The organism is Kribbella sp. CA-294648, assembly GCF_050943845.1.
Lineage (GTDB): Bacteria > Actinomycetota > Actinomycetes > Propionibacteriales > Kribbellaceae > Kribbella.
On record NZ_CP191981.1, the window covers coordinates 2,528,809 to 2,543,376 of the forward strand.

Genomic DNA, 14,568 nt, shown 5'->3' on the forward strand with positions numbered 1-14,568 from the left:
CCCACCCCCACACGCTGCTGTCAGGGGCTGTGGGGGTGTGCCAGGTTTTCGACGATGTCGGAGGCTACTTCTGACAGTGGGCGGCCGGATTCGGCGGACATGGTCAGGAGGCGCCCGAAGGCGGTGTCGATGGTGAGGTTCTCGGTATAGGCGAGCACGCCTTTGGCCTGCTCGATCAGGACGCGGTCGGACAGCGCGTTGCGCAGTTGCCCGATGACGTGGGTGATGGAGACCGATCCCGAGTGGACGATCACGACGGTGGCGAGGTCGGAGAACGCCTGCGCGACCGGTTCCGTACCGGCCGGTGCCTCGTCGCCGGCGAAGAAGAGGTTCAGTGCTCCCAGGGTCTGTCCACGCCACCGCAGCGGGTGCGCGTAGATGCTCTTGAAGCCACGCGCCTTGGCCTGCTCAGCCAGACCCGGCCAGCGCTCGACGAAGCGCGGTCCGCCGATGGACACCGGTTCCCCGCTCGCGATGCTGTCGGCGGCCGGGCCTTGTTCGGTCTGCGCCTGGTACAGCTCGATGTCCTCGGCGCGGTGGCTGGTGGCGGCAAGGAACTCGAGCCGCTGGTCGTCGGGACGGGACACCACGATTCCGCTGCCGGTCGCACCCAGGCAGCGCTCGCAACCGGCCAGCAGATTGGTGACGGTACCGAGGACGTCATGGTCGGTTACCAGGGCCGCCGCCGCGGCAGCCAGCTCCCGCACGACGCGCTCGGGCATCGGGGTGTCGAGCCGGCCGTTCATGAGTCTCCTCGGAAGTCGAGTTCGCGATTCACTACCCGGCGGGCGGTTTCGGCCAAGGTGATGTCGTGGGCGTAGGCATAGGCGCGCAGGATCGCCAGCGCGTCCTCGGCCGACAGCCGCAGCTGGGCGGTCACCATGCCGCAGGCGTGATGGATCTGGGCCCGGGACGCCCACGGGCCTTCGGTCCCCAGTCCTTTGGCGGCCGGGTCCTGCAGCAGGGCCGCACCGACGGCGTCGGCCAGGAACTGGGCCGTGTCGATCGGCTCGGGCAGCTCGCGCCGATCCGTGAAATAGACGCTGACCACCCCCAGCGTCCGGTTCGACGGGCGCATCGGGAACGAGTACATGTTCAGACCGCCCACGGCCTGCCAGGCCGACCTGGCGAACTCGGGCCAGCGGACATTCGGCCGGTCGTTCACCACCAGCGTGAAGTGGGTGCTGTACCGGAACGCGTCCAGGCACGGCCCTTCCCCGGTCACGTCCTGCAGATCCTCCAGCCTCGCCATCACCGCGTCCGTCGTCGACAGGGTGGTCCGGTTCGCGGTGGTGTTCTCCACGGTGATCGCGGCACCGTCGGCGCCCAGGATCAGCCGGCTCGCGGCGCACAGCCGCCCGGCCAGATCCGGATGCGTGGCGTTGGCGGCCGCCAGCGTCGCGAGCCGGACGAAGATTCCTGCGCGATCTGTCATCGACGAATGCTCCCGTCACGGCCGCTCACGGCGTACTGCGAGGATATCGCGCCGGTGGCCCAGCGCTACTGACAGACTGCTCGCGGTCACTTGTCGGCGTCAGGCCGGTTCAGGTGCTCGACCCGGCCCTGGTCCTCGCCGGCGTCCAGCAGGTTGTCCGGCGGAGCACCGCTGTCCGGGTACTCCGACATCGCGACGTCCGGGTGATGCAGATCGAAGGCGGGGCTCTCCGACCGGATCCGCGGCAGGCTGACGAAGTTGTGCCGCGGCGGCGGAGAGCTGGTTGCCCACTCCAGTGAACGGCCCCAGCCCCACGGGTCGTCGACGGCGACCAGTGGCGCCTTCCGCGACTTGTAGAGGTTGTAGAGGAACGGCAGCGTCGAGATGCCCAGCAGCATGGCCCCCACCGACGAGACCTGATGGAGGGTGGTGAACCCCTCGTTCGCCCCGTACGACGCGTAGCGCCGCGGCATGCCCTCGACACCCAGCCAGTGCTGCACCAGGAACGTCGCGTGGAAGCCGAGGAACAGCAGCCAGAAATGCAGCTTGCCGAGCTTCTCGTCAAGCATCCGGCCGGTCATCTTCGGCCACCAGAAGTAGAACCCGGCGAACATCGCGAACACCACGGTCCCGAACACGACGTAGTGGAAGTGCGCGACGACGAAGTACGTGTCGCTGAGCTGGTAGTCGAGTGAGGGGGAGGCGAGGATGACGCCGGTCAGGCCACCGAACAGGAACGTGGTGAGGAAGCCGACCGACCACAGCATCGGGGTGTCGAAGGAGATGGAGCCGCCCCACATGGTGCCGATCCAGTTGAAGAACTTCACCCCGGTGGGCACCGCGATGATGAAGGTGGCCAGCGAGAAGAACGGCAGATTGACGGCGCCGGTGACGAACATGTGGTGCGCCCAGACGACCACGGAGTACAAGGCGATGGTGAGGGTGGCCGCGACCAGGCCGATGTAGCCGAAGACCGGCTTGCGGCTGAAGACCGGGAGGATCTCGGTGATGATGCCGAAGAACGGCAGCGCGATGATGTAGACCTCGGGATGGCCGAAGAACCAGAACAGGTGCTGCCACAGCAGTGGCCCGCCGTTCGCGGCGTCGAAGACGTGAGCCCCCAATGCTCGATCCGCCTCCAGCATCAGCAGCGCGCCGGCCAGGATCGGGAAGGCGATCAGCACGAGGATCGAGGTGACCAGGATGTTCCAGGTGAAGATCGGCATCCGGAACATCGTCATTCCGGGAGCGCGCATGGTGATGATCGTGGTGACGAAGTTGACCGCACCGAGGATCGTGCCGAGACCGGCCATCCACAGACCCATGATCCACAGGTCACCGCCGATGCCCGGCGAGCGCACCTCGTTCGACAACGGGGTGTAGGCGGTCCAGCCGAAGTCGGCGGCGCCGCCAGGGGTGAAGAACCCGCTGAACGCGATCAGGCCGCCGAACAGGAACAGCCAGTAGCTGAACATGTTGAGGCGCGGGAACGCGACGTCCGGTGCGCCGATCTGGACCGGCATGATCACGTTGGCGAACCCGACGAACAGTGGCGTCGCGAACAGCAGCAGCATGATCGTGCCGTGCATGGTGAAGAGCTGGTTGTAGACCTCTTCGTTCACGATCTGCAGGCCCGGCTGGGCCAGTTCCGCCCGGATCAGCAGCGCCATCACGCCGCCGGCGAGGAAGAAGACGAAGGACGTGATCAGGTACAGCTGGCCGATCAGCTTGTGGTCGGTGGTGGTCAGCCACTTGACCGCGAGCTGCCCCAGCGTCCGCTGCCTGACCAGCGGCATCCCCGACGTACTGACAGCCTGCCGGCGTTCCTCAACGGTCGCCACCGCCGCCTCCTCCCGGACCGGAACCTGTCAGTGAGTACCCACCGGAGGCGTCATCCATGCGTGCGGCCGCGGTTGTCTTCAGGTTGGCAGCCGGCGAAGGCGTTGCTCCAGCCGCCGTACCAGTTCGGGGTCTTGGCTGGTGCCGCGGCCGAGACAGATGCCGTTGACCAGAGCTTCGGCGACTTGGCAGGTGCAGGCGTCACACTCGATCGACCAGGCGCGAAGGATCGCGCCGGCCTCCTCGGCCGACAGATCGAACCAGCCCCGCAGGACGCCTTCGGCCTGCTGGAGCTGCCTGGTGCTGTGGGCGGCAGGATGAGCATGGGTGCAGGTCAGGGGCGGTGCGGAAACCTGATCGAACATGGTGCGAGTCCTTCGTCTCCACCTCGGCGCGATCGGCACGATCTGCTGCTGGGCTGAGGTTCGCAACCCAAGAAACCGAGGGACTCCGGCCACCTGCCGGTTGCCGAAAGCACCTTCCAGTACCCCGGTCATCGCCGTTGAAGCAGCGTTGACGCCGGTCACTCTCCGAGTTCGCCGGCATCCATTTCGTGACCGGACCGGCCCGGGGTGGCGCGCTGCCGTTTCAGCTCGGCCTCATGCAGGTGGCGTTTGCCACCGACCAACTGCTGCCGAGCTTCCCGCTCCAGCGCGACGAACGGTTCGTAGTACTGGTCGTCGTAGTCCTCGACCACCTTGAACGTCCACCGCCCGGGCAGCACGTTCCGCCCGACGAGCTCGCTGTCGATCCGCTCCGCGAGCTCCCCGTGCCCAGCCTTCCGCAACGCCTCAACCGCCTCGTCCAGCCCGAAGTCGGCCTCACCCGTCAGCTGATGAAACGAGTACAGATGCCCCCGCGCCCGAATCACCTTCTCCAACGCCTCGGACAAGGCCCCCAGCGCCGCCAGCGTCTCATCACTAACCCCCTCCGGCCGCCGATGCCCCTCCGGCCATCCCCGACCTCCACCACCCACAGAACCATCCCCATGCTCCATGCGGCCCCCGGTACCCACTCGCCGCAACTCAACCACGCGGAGATTTGTCTGGGTGGCTGTCGCCGGTGAGGAGGGTGGTGGTGGCTTGGGCGGGAGTGGGCGGGGTGGAAGCGGTCCCGGCGCTTCTGGGTTGAACGCCTGGGGCCTGGGGGTGACGGTCCCTCGAGTGACCGGGCCTCCTGATCAGCCTGTACCCACTGGGCCCGATGCTATGAGTGATCAGGCCGCGTCGGGCAGTTGTTCCTCGCTGGCCAGCAGGCGGCGGGCGACCCGTTCGTCCTCCGGTGCGCACCACACCTCGAAGCGGGTCGCGACCGGCTGCGGCTCCGGGGCGGGCTGGGACAGTGCGCGGAAGAAGCCGCGCAACGCGCCGAACAGCGCGCCGTACAGGAGGCCCCACAGCACCACGAGGAAGCCGTTGGTGTTGGTCTCGGTGAACGACGCGATCAGGATCGCGATCAGCAACCCGATGCCCGCGCCCTGCGCGGCGTCCACACCAGTACTTCGCGCCACGCTCCGGCGCGGTCTGTCCGCCAGCCGGAGATCGGTGCCCACGATGCTGAGGCCTTCCCGCAGACCGCGCGACCAGAGGAAATCCACCGTTGCCTGCGCCTCGGCCCGAGTTGCCGCTGAAGCGATGACATTGCTGGAAACCCTTGCACGGTACGACGGCACGGCTACCCCCTTGTTTCGGCGTGGACTACTTCGGAGCGACGACTGCCCGGGTACCCAGACGTGCTGGGACCATGCCGCCCCCACCCCTTGCTTACCAGGATTCCCGCCAGGATCAAGGCGATCCCGGCCAGCTGTGCCGTGCTCAATCTCTCGCCGGACAAGGTGGTTCCGAGCAGTACGCCGGTGACCGGGTTGAGCAATCCGATCAGCCCGACGGTCGCGGCGCCGAGGTGACGCAAGCCGATGAACCAAGACAGGTACGCCGCGGCCGTGCAGACCAGGATGACGTAGACGAAGCCGCCGACCGCGGCCCGATCGAGGCGCGGTGGTGCTCCTTCGAAGATGACGGCGAAGGGGATGAGGACCGCGCCACCCGCGATGAGTTGCCACGAGGTTGTCGCGATCAGGTCACCCGGACGCCCCCACTTCTTCGTCAACGCATAGCCGAAGGACGACAGCGTGACCGCGGCCAGCGAGGCGGCGACACCGCGAAGGTTCACCGCCGAGGGCGCGGCGCCGAGCATGACGCAGACGCCGGTTATCCCGGCTGCCGTGCCGAGCACGACCGGCACGGTGGGCCGCTCGCCGAGCAAAGCCCAGGCGAACATCCCCATCGCGAGCGGCGCGGTCGACATGATCATCGACGCCACACTCACCGGCAGCAGCTGGGAGGCGACGTAGATCAGCGCGAAGAAGGCGCCCACGTTGCACACCCCCAGTACTGCGGACTTCCACCACCAGTCGCCAACCGGCTTGCGGCGCGCCAGGCAGAACAGCAGCAGCCCGGCCGGGAGAGCGCGGAGGGCGGCGCCGTACAGGGGGTGGTCGCTGGGCAGGTATTCGTGGGTGACGTAGTAGTTCGTGCCCCAGGCGATCGGCGCGATCGCGGTGACGGCGGCCCAGCGGAAACTATTTTCCATGGAAGACATTCTATCTTCCCTGGAAGATATAGTGCTCGGGTGACCGAAGAACAGGACCACGTCGACCGGATCCAGGCCGCCTGGCGGGTGGAGCGGCCGGATCTCGATGTGCGGCCGCAGGGCGTCATCGGCCGGCTGCACCGGATCGCCGCCCGGCTGACGAGCGAGCTCAACCTCGTCTACGCCCAGTACGGCCTGACCGAGGGCGAGTTCGACGTCCTGGCCGCGCTCCGCCGCGCCGGTACGCCGTACGAGCGGGCGCCGGGGGAGATCGCGCTGCACACCATGGTCACCACCGGTGCCGTGAGCAAGCGGGTCGACCGGCTCGAAGAGGCCGGCCTCGTCCATCGGCGCCGGAGTGACGCGGACGGACGAGGCCGGATGGTGCGGTTGACGCCGGCCGGCAAACGCCTGATCGACAAGGCGTTCGCGGCGCACATCGCCAACGAGCGAAGGCTGCTCGAGACGCTCAGCCCGGCCGAGGCCGACCAGCTGGAGAAGCTCCTCAAGAACTGGCTGACCCGACTCGAGCCGGCCGACTGATCAGAGCGGGAGCGTTTTGAGCAGCTTGCCCGCCGCGTCGTACGCCGTGAGCTTGCCACCCCACTCGGTGGAGTTCCCCTTGGCGAACCAGCTGACCGCGTACCAACCGTCTTGCACCTTCACTTCGTGAACACCCAGACCATTGCCGGGCGCGATCCGCAGCTTGGCGACCTGCGGTGAAAGGTCTCTGTCCAATGCGTTGACAACCGGGCCGGAGTAAGGGGTAAATAGGCAGTATGCACATGTCTAGTCGGGTCGAAGCCGCGAATGTCCTTGCTGGGTTGATGGTGTCGGAGGGGCCGCGGGAGGAGTTCGCCGAGGCCTTCCAGCCGTTCGCACCGCTGATCGGGAGCTGGGATCTCGACGTCAGCTGGTACGACGAGGACGGCGCGGTCACCCGGCAGACCAAGGGGGAGTGGCATTTCGCCTGGGCGCTCGACGGGCGGGCGATCGCGGACATCTGGATCACCCCGAGCCGCGCGGCCCGGGCCACCGACGGCGACGGCGAGTGGGGTCTGACCGTCCGGATCCACGATCCGGAACTGAAGGCGTTCCGGTCCACCTGGATGGGTCCCAAGCACGCGTCCGTGATGACGTTCATCGGTCATCCCGGCGAGCACTCGATCACCCTCGAAGCCCGCGAGCCGAAGTCCGCCAAGACCCGCTGGATCTTCACCGAGATCTCCGGCACCGGCTTCCACTGGCGCAACGAGGACGAGGACGCCGACGGCCGCGTCATCGTCCGCCAGCGGTTCGTCGCCACCCGCCAGAAGTAGCCTTCGGCAACTAACTACGCACCGGAAAGGCCCAGCGCAGGGCGTCGATCAGGCCGACCTGCCAGCAAGCGTAGTCGTGCCCACCTTCGTACTCCCGGTACGCCGAGTCGTAGCCATGCCCAGCCAGTACCGCGGCCAGCCGGCGGTTGCCGAGGAGCAGATCGCCCTCGGTACTGCCGGCTTCGTAGAAGAAGCGCTGGGTCGTCAGCGGACCTTGCTCGAGTTCGTCGATCACGGAGGCGCCGTCGAAGCCGTCGGCGTCCCACCAGAACGAGCTCGACTGCCCGACGACAGTGTCGAACAGGTCCGGCCGTTGTCGCGCCGTGAAGGTCGCGGCGAGCCCGCCGAGACTCTGACCGATCACCGCCGTCGGGCCGGTGGTCGCCCAGTGCTCGGCGAGTTGGATCGCGACTGGTGCGAACACCTCCGGCCTGGCGAGCGTATCCCGTCGAGGCAGTCCGCGGATCGATTCGATCAGGACCACGGTGATCGGGAGATCCAGCTGGTCCAGCAGGCCGAGGTCGATCCAGCGAGCACCGTCGAACAGCACCGCAAGCCCTTGCGGATCAGGTGGTTGAGCGATGGTGACCCCGGATCCATCGTCCAAGACCTGCCGCCGCACAACGCTCCCCGCAGTACCGGCCCGGATTGCTCTTGTTGGTGCGGCCGGCATCTCCAGGACTGAGGCCGGCCCGGGATTGCCGTAGGTGCAGCCCGCGGGATGAGTGAGTGGGTTCAGTGGGTCCGCTACGCCGGCGGCCATGATCGCCGTCCAGCGATCGTCGTCGATCTTCTGTCCACGCACTGGTGCGTCGCGCACGGGACAGAGCTGGTACGACGTCCTGAGCGCGGCCGGAAGCTCCAACGTCAAGGACCAGCCGTCGCCGTCCCGGTGCATCAGATAGCGATCCAGTTCCCCTTCGTCATAAGCCCGATCCGTGTGCGAGATGAGCCGCACCAGTACGTCGTACGCCGGCTGGCCGTCCTGCCAGCGAAACGTCACTTGCCGCATTTACCCTCCCAGGGTGAGCTGGAGTTCGTCGTACCATGAAACAAGTTGTTTCAGCCAAGGAGAGCGGATGGATCAGAGGCTGCTGGCGGTCGCGATCGAACTGCTGGACGAGAAGGGCTGGTCGGCGCTCACCCTGGACCGGGTCGCCGAGCGGGCCGGTCTCTCCCGGGCGACGGTCTGGCGGCACGGTGTCACCCAGGCGTCGGTCGAAGCGGTGTTGCGGGCGCAACTCGTCCGCGACTATCGCGACGCCCTGTGGGGACCGCTGACGATGGAAGCCTCCGGTCGGGACCGGCTGGCGGCAGCGCTCCGAGCCTTGTGTTCGGTTGCCGAGCGCAACTTGCCGCTGCTCGCCCACACCGCCGAGGCCTTCCATGGCCCGGTGCTCGAAGCGATGGGCATCGAGCTCGACTTCTTCGGACCGTGGTTGCGGATCCTCGAGGCCGGCGCGGCGGACGGAACGCTCGACCCGGTCGCCGACCCGGAGCGTTTCGTCACCGCGCTGACCAACCTCGTCATGCTCACCTACGTCCACCTGCGGGCCTTGCACGGCGACTACGGCTGGCAGCCGGAGGAGACCGAGGACTACCTCCTCCAACTAGTTGCCCAAGGCTACTTGCCGCGGGACTGAGCCCAACGGTGCTGGAGTTTCGGCGGCAGGAAGTGGCCGAAGACCGTGCCGGCGAAGTGACCGGCGGCGATCGTCGTGCGGTCGTCCTGGTAGGCGGCCAAGAGGTCGATCCGGGTCTTCGTGCCGGCCTCGGCATCGACGTCGAAACGGAAGTTCCAGTGGGTTTCGCTGACCTGCGCCTGGGTGTGCATGACATCGCCGAGGATCAGCACGCGGTGATCGGTCCCGGGATCGGTGATCAGCAGGCTGGTGTGACCGGGCGTGTGGCCGGCGGTGGAGATCGCGCGGACGCCGGGCACCACCAGTTCGTCATCCAGGAACTGAACGACGGAGCTCAGCGGCTTCCGCACCGCTTCGGGGTCCGGTCCGGTGAGTTCGGCGGTGCCGGTCCAGTGATCCCACTCGGCGCGGTCGACGGCATGGCGCGCCTGGCCGAACGTCAGCCCGCTGGGTGATCCGCCGTGGATGGAGCCGGGTGCCGGCGCGTGGTCGCTCGTCCAGCCGACATGGTCGTGGTGCAGATGGGTGAAGAACACCGTGTCGATGTCGCTCGGCTGCAGGTCCTCGGCGGCCAGACTGTCCAGCAACCGCCCTCCGGTGAACGAGCCCATCCCTGGGATCTCGAAGTCGACCGCACCCAGCCCGAGGTCGACCAGCAGGCGATGCTCGGGAGTCCGGACGAGGAACGAGCCGACGCTGATCGGCAGCCGGCCGTCGTCGTCGAGGTACGGCGCGTACGCCGACCAGCCGTCCGGCGCGGAGGCCGGGAAGAAGACCGTCGGGTCAAGATGGATCTCGCCGTCGGGCAGATAGGTGACCGTGGTCGACCCGACGGTGAGCTGGGTCCGAGGTGCGGCGTTGAGCATGTTCTGGGTTCCTCTCGTGAGCTGACCTACTAACCATTGGTTAGTCAGATCCGCTCGACAAGTACGCACTTGCAAGTGCGCAGTCGCGCCAAGACACTCTCCATCGGTTAGCCTCTGGCTATGTCGCCCAGCCCGGTGCAACCCCGTCCGCGCCCCGGCAGTCGCAGGCCTGCTCGCGCCCGCTTGGCCGACGGGCACCTCGCGAACGTCTACAGCGCAGCCTGTCCGTCCCGGCAGGCGTTGGACCGGTTGGCCGACAAGTGGACCGTGCTGCTGATCGGCGCCCTGGAGACCGGGCCGCGCCGCTTCGGGCAACTGCGCGACCAGATCGACGGGATCAGCGAGAAGATGCTCACCCAGACGTTGCGCAGTCTCGAGCGAGACGGCCTGATCACCCGGCAGGCGGATCGGCCGGACCGGACCGTCCTTTATGAACTCACGCCTCTGGGCAGAACGCTGCGGGAGCCGGTCGCCGTGATCCGTGCCTGGGCCGAGCGGTACATCAACGACATCGAAGCGGCCCGCGCCGAGGCGGACTCCCGCGAAAGCTGAGCCTGAGCTTTCTGGGTACTGGCGGCAGGCACCCGTCGTACAGCTGAGGAGGCGTGATGGTGCAGCTTGCCGGTGAGCCGATCGCGGACCTGGCGGAGCCCGAGCTGGGTGGACTGCTGGAGCGGATCGGCGACGCCCGGCTGGTTCTGCTCGGCGAGGCGTCGCACGGGACGAGTGAGTTCTACCGGGTGCGGCAGCGGATCACCCGGGAGCTGATCGAGCGGGCCGGCTTCGACTTCCTTGCCGTGGAGGCGGACTGGCCCGATGCCGCGTTGATCGATCGCTACGTCCGCGCTGGGGTTTCCGAGTCGGTGGAGTCCGGGTTCCGGCGGTTTCCGCAGTGGATGTGGCGCAACACCGACGTACTGGATTTCGTGACGTGGCTGCGCGCTCACAACGACCAGGATCCGGAACATGCTGTCTCGTTTCACGGGCTCGACCTGTACAGCTTGCAGGACTCGATCCAGCGGGTGGTGAAGTACCTCGACGACAAAGACCCGGAGTTGGGGGAACTTGCCAGGGAGCGGTACGGGTGCCTGACGCCGTACGAGTCGAACCCGGCGGCGTACGGGAAGGCTGCGGTGAGGCAGCGATATCGCGCGTGTGAGCACGACGTCGTGGCGGTGCTGCACGAGCTGTGCCGGCGTCGCGACAGCTATCGGACCGGCCGGGGTGAGGAGTTCCTCGACGCCGAGCAGAACGCCGCGGTCGCGCGAGATGCCGAGCGGTACTACCGCGCGATGTACTACGGCGGCGAGGAGTCCTGGAACCTCCGCGACCGGCACATGTTCACCACCTTGCAAGCGCTGCTGGACTTTCACGGACCAGCGGCGAAGGGCGTGATCTGGGCGCACAACTCGCATCTCGGCGATGCGAGGGCCACTGCGATGTCGGCCCGCGGACAGCTGAACCTCGGGCAACTGGTGCGGGCGAAGTCCGGAATCGGTTCGTACCACATCGGCTTCGGCACCGACCACGGAACGGTGCTCGCCGCACCGGCCTGGGGGCAGGAGCCAGAGGTCATGCAGGTCCAGCCCGGGCGGCCGGGCAGCTACGAACACCTGTTCCACCAGGCCGATCAGGGCGCGTTTTTGTTGCCGTTGCGGCGCGGTCACATCGATGCCGAGTTGCGCCGGTCACTGTGTGAGCAGCGGCTGGAGCGCGCGATCGGCGTGGTCTACCGGCCGCAGACCGAGCTGGCCAGCCACTACTTCGACGCCGTCCTGCCGGTGCAGTTCGACGAGTACTGCTGGATCGACGAGACCACGGCGGTCACTCCGCTGGGAGGCGCCACCGAAGCCCCGGCCGATCCGCGCCACCCGTTCGCGGCCCTGGACGCCTAGCCGGTTGCTGCGGTCAGCCGATCGTCAGCTGACTGGTGGAGTAGTGGCGTACTGCGAGGGCGAGCTCGGACGCCGGAAGGTTGATTGTGTTGAGCAACAATCGAGGGCCGCGCGGGGTGAAGGGGAGACGGCGTCTGGTGGGGCCGTGGACTTCGGCGAGGCCGGCGACGACAGGTGCGTCGGGTTTCACGCCGGACTTCAGCCGGACGAAGAGGTAGGAGCGGCCGAAGATCCGGCGAGTGCGAGGGCGAGCCAGCCCCACGCGGTGATCCGGAGAGTGCGGACCGCGGTCTGGCGCTCGCGGTGGAGGGCTTCGGGGTCGAAGGCCACCTCGAGCTGGTCGGGCCACGGTTCGGTCATGACGCCAGGGTGGCGGAAACGGAGGGTCATCGCATGAGGATCGTGCGTGCGGGTACCGATCGTGCGAGCCGACGAAGGGATGATGCCGTGACCACCGAGACCCAGCCCCAGTCCAGCCGTACCTTCTTCGGTCAGCCGCCGGTGCTGGCGAATCTGTTCGGGGTCGAGTTGTGGGAGCGGTTCTCCTTCTACGGCATGCAGGGCATCCTGCTGATCTACCTGTACTACTCCGCGGCCCAGGGCGGACTGGGGATCGACGAAGGCACCGCGACCAGCATCGTCGGCGCATACGGCGGCCTCGTCTACCTCTCCACGATCGTCGGCGCGTGGCTTGCGGACCGCCTGCTGGGTGCCGAAAGGACCTTGTTCTACAGCGCTGCGGTGGTCATGCTCGGCCACATCGCGCTCGCGCTGATCCCAGGTCTGGCCGGTGTCGGCGTGGGCCTGGTGCTGATCGGCTTCGGCAGCGGCGGGGTCAAGGCCAACGCGACCTCGCTGGTCGGCAGCCTGTACTCCGAGGGGGACGAGCGTCGCGACGCCGGCTTCTCCCTTTTCTACCTCGGCATCAACCTCGGTGCACTGGTCGGGCCACTGCTGACCGGGCTGCTGCAGAAGGAGGCCGGCTTCCACTACGGCTTCGGTCTGGCCGCCGTCGGGATGGCGCTCGGCCTGGTCCAGTACAGCATCGGCCGGCGCAAACTGGCCGACACGGCACGGCAGGTGCCCAACCCGATCGAGGGTGCGGCGTTGCGACGGGTCGCGATCTTCGTGGCGATCGCGGTACTGGTTTTGGTGGTTGTGCTCGTGTCCGGGGTGTTGCCGGCTTCACGGTTCGCCACCGCGGTGGTGGTGCTGAGCGCGGTCGCCGCCATCGCCTACTTCGTGGTCATCCTGGGCAGCCGGCAGACCACCGACATCGAGCGGCGGCGCGTCCTCGCGTTCATCCCGCTGTTCCTGGCGAGCGCCGCCTTCTGGTCGCTGTACCAGCAGCAGTTCACCGTGGTGACCATCTACGCCGACCAGCGGCTCGACCGGACGATCTTCGGCTGGGAGATGCCGGTGTCGTTCGTCCAGTCGATCAACCCGATCATGATCATCATCCTGTCCGGCGTTTTCGCTGCCCTGTGGACGAAACTCGGCTCCCGCCAGCCGTCCACCCCGGTCAAGTTCAGCCTCGGTCTCGCCGTGATGGGGATCGCGTTCCTGCTGTTCCTCCCGATGGCCGGCGGCGGCCCGAACAGTGCGCCGCTGCTGGGCCTGGCCGGCGTACTGCTGGTCTTCACGATCGCCGAACTGCTCCTGTCGCCGGTCGGCCTCTCGCTGGCGACCAAGCTCGCCCCGGAGGCGTTCCGCACCCAGATGGTCGCGCTGTTCTTCCTCTCGATCGCGCTGGGGACGGCGATGTCCGGCGTACTGGCCAAGTTCTACAGCGCCGACCACGAGACCGCGTACTTCGGAGTGATCGGCGTCGTCGCCCTCTTGCTCGGCCTCGCCCTGGGGGCAGCCACTCCGGCCATCCGGCGCCTGATGAGTGGCATCCACTGACTCATGTCCATCGCGCATCAAGTCCTTGAAACTCGGCATTGGATCTCGTGGGCTTAAGGCGGCAGCCTGGGACAGATGAGTGTTCCTACCTTCGGAATCCTGCACGACTTCCGCCGGCCGCTGTCCAACCTCGACCCCGTCTCCCGGTACTACGCCGAGAGTCTCGAGGAAGTCGCCTTGGCCGATCAGTTGGGTTTCGACGCGGTCTGGATGTCGGAGCATCACCTCACGCCCGACGGGCTGCTGCCTTCGCCGCTCGTGATGGCAGCCGCCATTGCCGCGCGAACCACCCGGCTGCGGATCGGCACCAACATCGTCGTACTGCCGCTTCATCACCCGCTCCGAGTTGCGGAAGACGCCGCGGTGGCCGACCTGGTGTCGGGTGGGCGCCTGGTGCTCGGCGTTGGGCAGGGGTACGCGGAGGAGGAGTTCGCCGCTTTCGGCGCTGAACGCCGGCATCGCGGCACCCTGCTCGAAGAGGGCGTCACGCTCCTGCGCCAGGCGTGGTCGCCCGGGCCGATCGAGTTCCACGGCAAGCACTGGTCGTACGACGGACTGCGAATCACGCCCCAGCCGGAACGCGAGATCCCGATCTACGTCGGGGGAGTCACGCGAGCCGGCCTCCGTCGCGCGGCCCGCCTGGGCGACGCGGTCATCATCTACTGCGCCAAACCTGCCGACCTCCTTGCCCGCCGCACTCTGCTGGATGAGATCGCACCGGGTCATCCACTGACCTGCACGAGCGTCCTGCACGTAGCCGAGGACCCGGACGAGGCATGGGCCGAAGCCGCACCCGGAATCGCCTACCTGGAAGGCCACATCGCCAAGTACGGCGGCCAGCCTGACCTCCCGCCGCCCCGCCGAAACGACTACCTGGTCGGCACCCCTCAAGAAGTGGCAGACCAACTAGTTGCCCTCCACCACGACATCCACTTCACCCACTTCGCCCACTGGGCCCGCCTCCCAGGCATCTCCCACAGCCGCGCCTTGGAGTCGCTGCAGCTGCTAGCCAACAAGGTCCTTCCACAGGTAATCAGCCGACTCTGACCCCCTTCGTCGAAGTACTGTGGCGCG

At 67.4% G+C, this 14,568-nt stretch carries 19 protein-coding genes; 7 read left to right on the forward strand and 12 right to left on the reverse strand.

Features of this window, described 5'->3' with window-relative positions:
• Positions 1 to 20: 20 nt before the first annotated feature.
• The 7 genes from ACQPYM_RS12245 to ACQPYM_RS12275 form a co-directional block, all read right to left on the reverse strand.
• Positions 21 to 746 carry a GAF and ANTAR domain-containing protein gene (locus ACQPYM_RS12245; RefSeq protein WP_433019445.1) on the reverse strand — a complete coding sequence of 242 codons (726 nt, stop codon included), beginning with the start codon at positions 744 to 746 and terminating at the stop codon, positions 21 to 23.
• Complete coding sequence (locus tag ACQPYM_RS12250) at positions 743 to 1,435, reverse strand: GAF and ANTAR domain-containing protein (RefSeq protein WP_433019448.1); 693 nt, start codon at positions 1,433 to 1,435, stop codon at positions 743 to 745. The genes ACQPYM_RS12245 and ACQPYM_RS12250 overlap by 4 nt, the downstream gene beginning before the upstream one ends.
• Before the next feature lie 86 nt (positions 1,436 to 1,521).
• A complete protein-coding gene (gene ctaD / locus ACQPYM_RS12255) occupies positions 1,522 to 3,231 on the reverse strand; it encodes an aa3-type cytochrome oxidase subunit I (RefSeq protein WP_433023257.1) in 1,710 nt (569 codons plus the stop codon).
• Between the two features lie 123 nt (positions 3,232 to 3,354).
• Positions 3,355 to 3,639: a hypothetical protein gene (locus ACQPYM_RS12260; RefSeq protein ID WP_433019451.1), complete on the reverse strand. Its 285-nt coding sequence runs from the start codon at positions 3,637 to 3,639 to the stop codon at positions 3,355 to 3,357.
• A 158-nt stretch (positions 3,640 to 3,797) separates the two neighbouring features.
• The gene (locus ACQPYM_RS12265) at positions 3,798 to 4,166 is read right to left on the reverse strand and encodes a hypothetical protein (RefSeq protein ID WP_433019454.1); all 369 of its coding nucleotides are present in this window, start codon (positions 4,164 to 4,166) and stop codon (positions 3,798 to 3,800) included.
• A gap of 324 nt (positions 4,167 to 4,490) precedes the next feature.
• Complete coding sequence (locus ACQPYM_RS12270; protein ID WP_433019457.1) at positions 4,491 to 4,946, reverse strand: hypothetical protein; 456 nt, start codon at positions 4,944 to 4,946, stop codon at positions 4,491 to 4,493.
• Positions 4,947 to 4,948: 2 nt separating this feature from the next.
• On the reverse strand, positions 4,949 to 5,866 hold the full coding sequence (locus tag ACQPYM_RS12275; protein ID WP_433019460.1) for a DMT family transporter: 918 nt from the start codon (positions 5,864 to 5,866) through the stop codon (positions 4,949 to 4,951).
• A gap of 39 nt (positions 5,867 to 5,905) precedes the next feature.
• On the opposite strand from ACQPYM_RS12275, the gene ACQPYM_RS12280 reads away from it, so the two are divergent.
• On the forward strand, positions 5,906 to 6,409 hold the full coding sequence (locus ACQPYM_RS12280) for a MarR family winged helix-turn-helix transcriptional regulator (protein WP_433019463.1): 504 nt from the start codon (positions 5,906 to 5,908) through the stop codon (positions 6,407 to 6,409).
• Here ACQPYM_RS12280 and ACQPYM_RS12285 read toward each other — a convergent pair whose 3' ends face one another.
• Positions 6,410 to 6,604 (reverse strand): hypothetical protein, encoded by a 195-nt coding sequence (locus ACQPYM_RS12285; RefSeq protein ID WP_433019466.1) that lies wholly within the window; start codon positions 6,602 to 6,604, stop codon positions 6,410 to 6,412. It lies immediately after the preceding gene.
• Positions 6,605 to 6,651: 47 nt separating this feature from the next.
• On the opposite strand from ACQPYM_RS12285, the gene ACQPYM_RS12290 reads away from it, so the two are divergent.
• Entirely contained in the window at positions 6,652 to 7,185 is a 534-nt protein-coding gene (locus tag ACQPYM_RS12290) for a hypothetical protein (protein ID WP_433019469.1), read from the forward strand.
• A gap of 10 nt (positions 7,186 to 7,195) precedes the next feature.
• On the opposite strand, the gene ACQPYM_RS12295 is transcribed toward ACQPYM_RS12290, so the two are convergent.
• Positions 7,196 to 8,197 (reverse strand): enterochelin esterase domain-containing protein, encoded by a 1,002-nt coding sequence (locus ACQPYM_RS12295; protein ID WP_433019472.1) that lies wholly within the window; start codon positions 8,195 to 8,197, stop codon positions 7,196 to 7,198.
• Between the two features lie 67 nt (positions 8,198 to 8,264).
• Between ACQPYM_RS12295 and ACQPYM_RS12300 the strand changes: the two genes are divergently transcribed.
• Positions 8,265 to 8,828, forward strand: coding sequence for a TetR/AcrR family transcriptional regulator (locus tag ACQPYM_RS12300; protein ID WP_433019475.1), 564 nt, complete (start codon positions 8,265 to 8,267; stop codon positions 8,826 to 8,828).
• Here ACQPYM_RS12300 and ACQPYM_RS12305 read toward each other — a convergent pair.
• Positions 8,810 to 9,694, reverse strand: coding sequence for an MBL fold metallo-hydrolase (locus ACQPYM_RS12305; RefSeq protein WP_433019478.1), 885 nt, complete (start codon positions 9,692 to 9,694; stop codon positions 8,810 to 8,812). The genes ACQPYM_RS12300 and ACQPYM_RS12305 overlap by 19 nt on opposite strands.
• A gap of 120 nt (positions 9,695 to 9,814) precedes the next feature.
• Here ACQPYM_RS12305 and ACQPYM_RS12310 point away from each other — a divergent pair, with 120 nt between their 5' ends.
• Positions 9,815 to 10,246: a winged helix-turn-helix transcriptional regulator gene (locus ACQPYM_RS12310; RefSeq protein WP_433019481.1), complete on the forward strand. Its 432-nt coding sequence runs from the start codon at positions 9,815 to 9,817 to the stop codon at positions 10,244 to 10,246.
• A 56-nt stretch (positions 10,247 to 10,302) separates the two neighbouring features.
• Positions 10,303 to 11,589 carry an erythromycin esterase family protein gene (locus ACQPYM_RS12315; protein ID WP_433019484.1) on the forward strand — a complete coding sequence of 429 codons (1,287 nt, stop codon included), beginning with the start codon at positions 10,303 to 10,305 and terminating at the stop codon, positions 11,587 to 11,589.
• A 13-nt stretch (positions 11,590 to 11,602) separates the two neighbouring features.
• Here ACQPYM_RS12315 and ACQPYM_RS12320 read toward each other — a convergent pair whose 3' ends face one another.
• Both ACQPYM_RS12320 and ACQPYM_RS12325 read right to left on the reverse strand, forming a co-directional pair.
• Positions 11,603 to 11,779, reverse strand: a complete 177-nt coding sequence (locus ACQPYM_RS12320; protein WP_433019486.1) for a hypothetical protein — start codon at positions 11,777 to 11,779, stop codon at positions 11,603 to 11,605.
• Between the two features lie 8 nt (positions 11,780 to 11,787).
• The gene (locus tag ACQPYM_RS12325; RefSeq protein ID WP_433019489.1) at positions 11,788 to 11,949 is read right to left on the reverse strand and encodes a hypothetical protein; all 162 of its coding nucleotides are present in this window, start codon (positions 11,947 to 11,949) and stop codon (positions 11,788 to 11,790) included.
• An 87-nt stretch (positions 11,950 to 12,036) separates the two neighbouring features.
• On the opposite strand from ACQPYM_RS12325, the gene ACQPYM_RS12330 reads away from it, so the two are divergent.
• On the forward strand, positions 12,037 to 13,494 hold the full coding sequence (locus tag ACQPYM_RS12330; RefSeq protein ID WP_433019492.1) for a peptide MFS transporter: 1,458 nt from the start codon (positions 12,037 to 12,039) through the stop codon (positions 13,492 to 13,494).
• Between the two features lie 75 nt (positions 13,495 to 13,569).
• Complete coding sequence (locus ACQPYM_RS12335) at positions 13,570 to 14,541, forward strand: LLM class flavin-dependent oxidoreductase (protein ID WP_433019495.1); 972 nt, start codon at positions 13,570 to 13,572, stop codon at positions 14,539 to 14,541.
• Positions 14,542 to 14,568 lie beyond the last annotated feature (27 nt).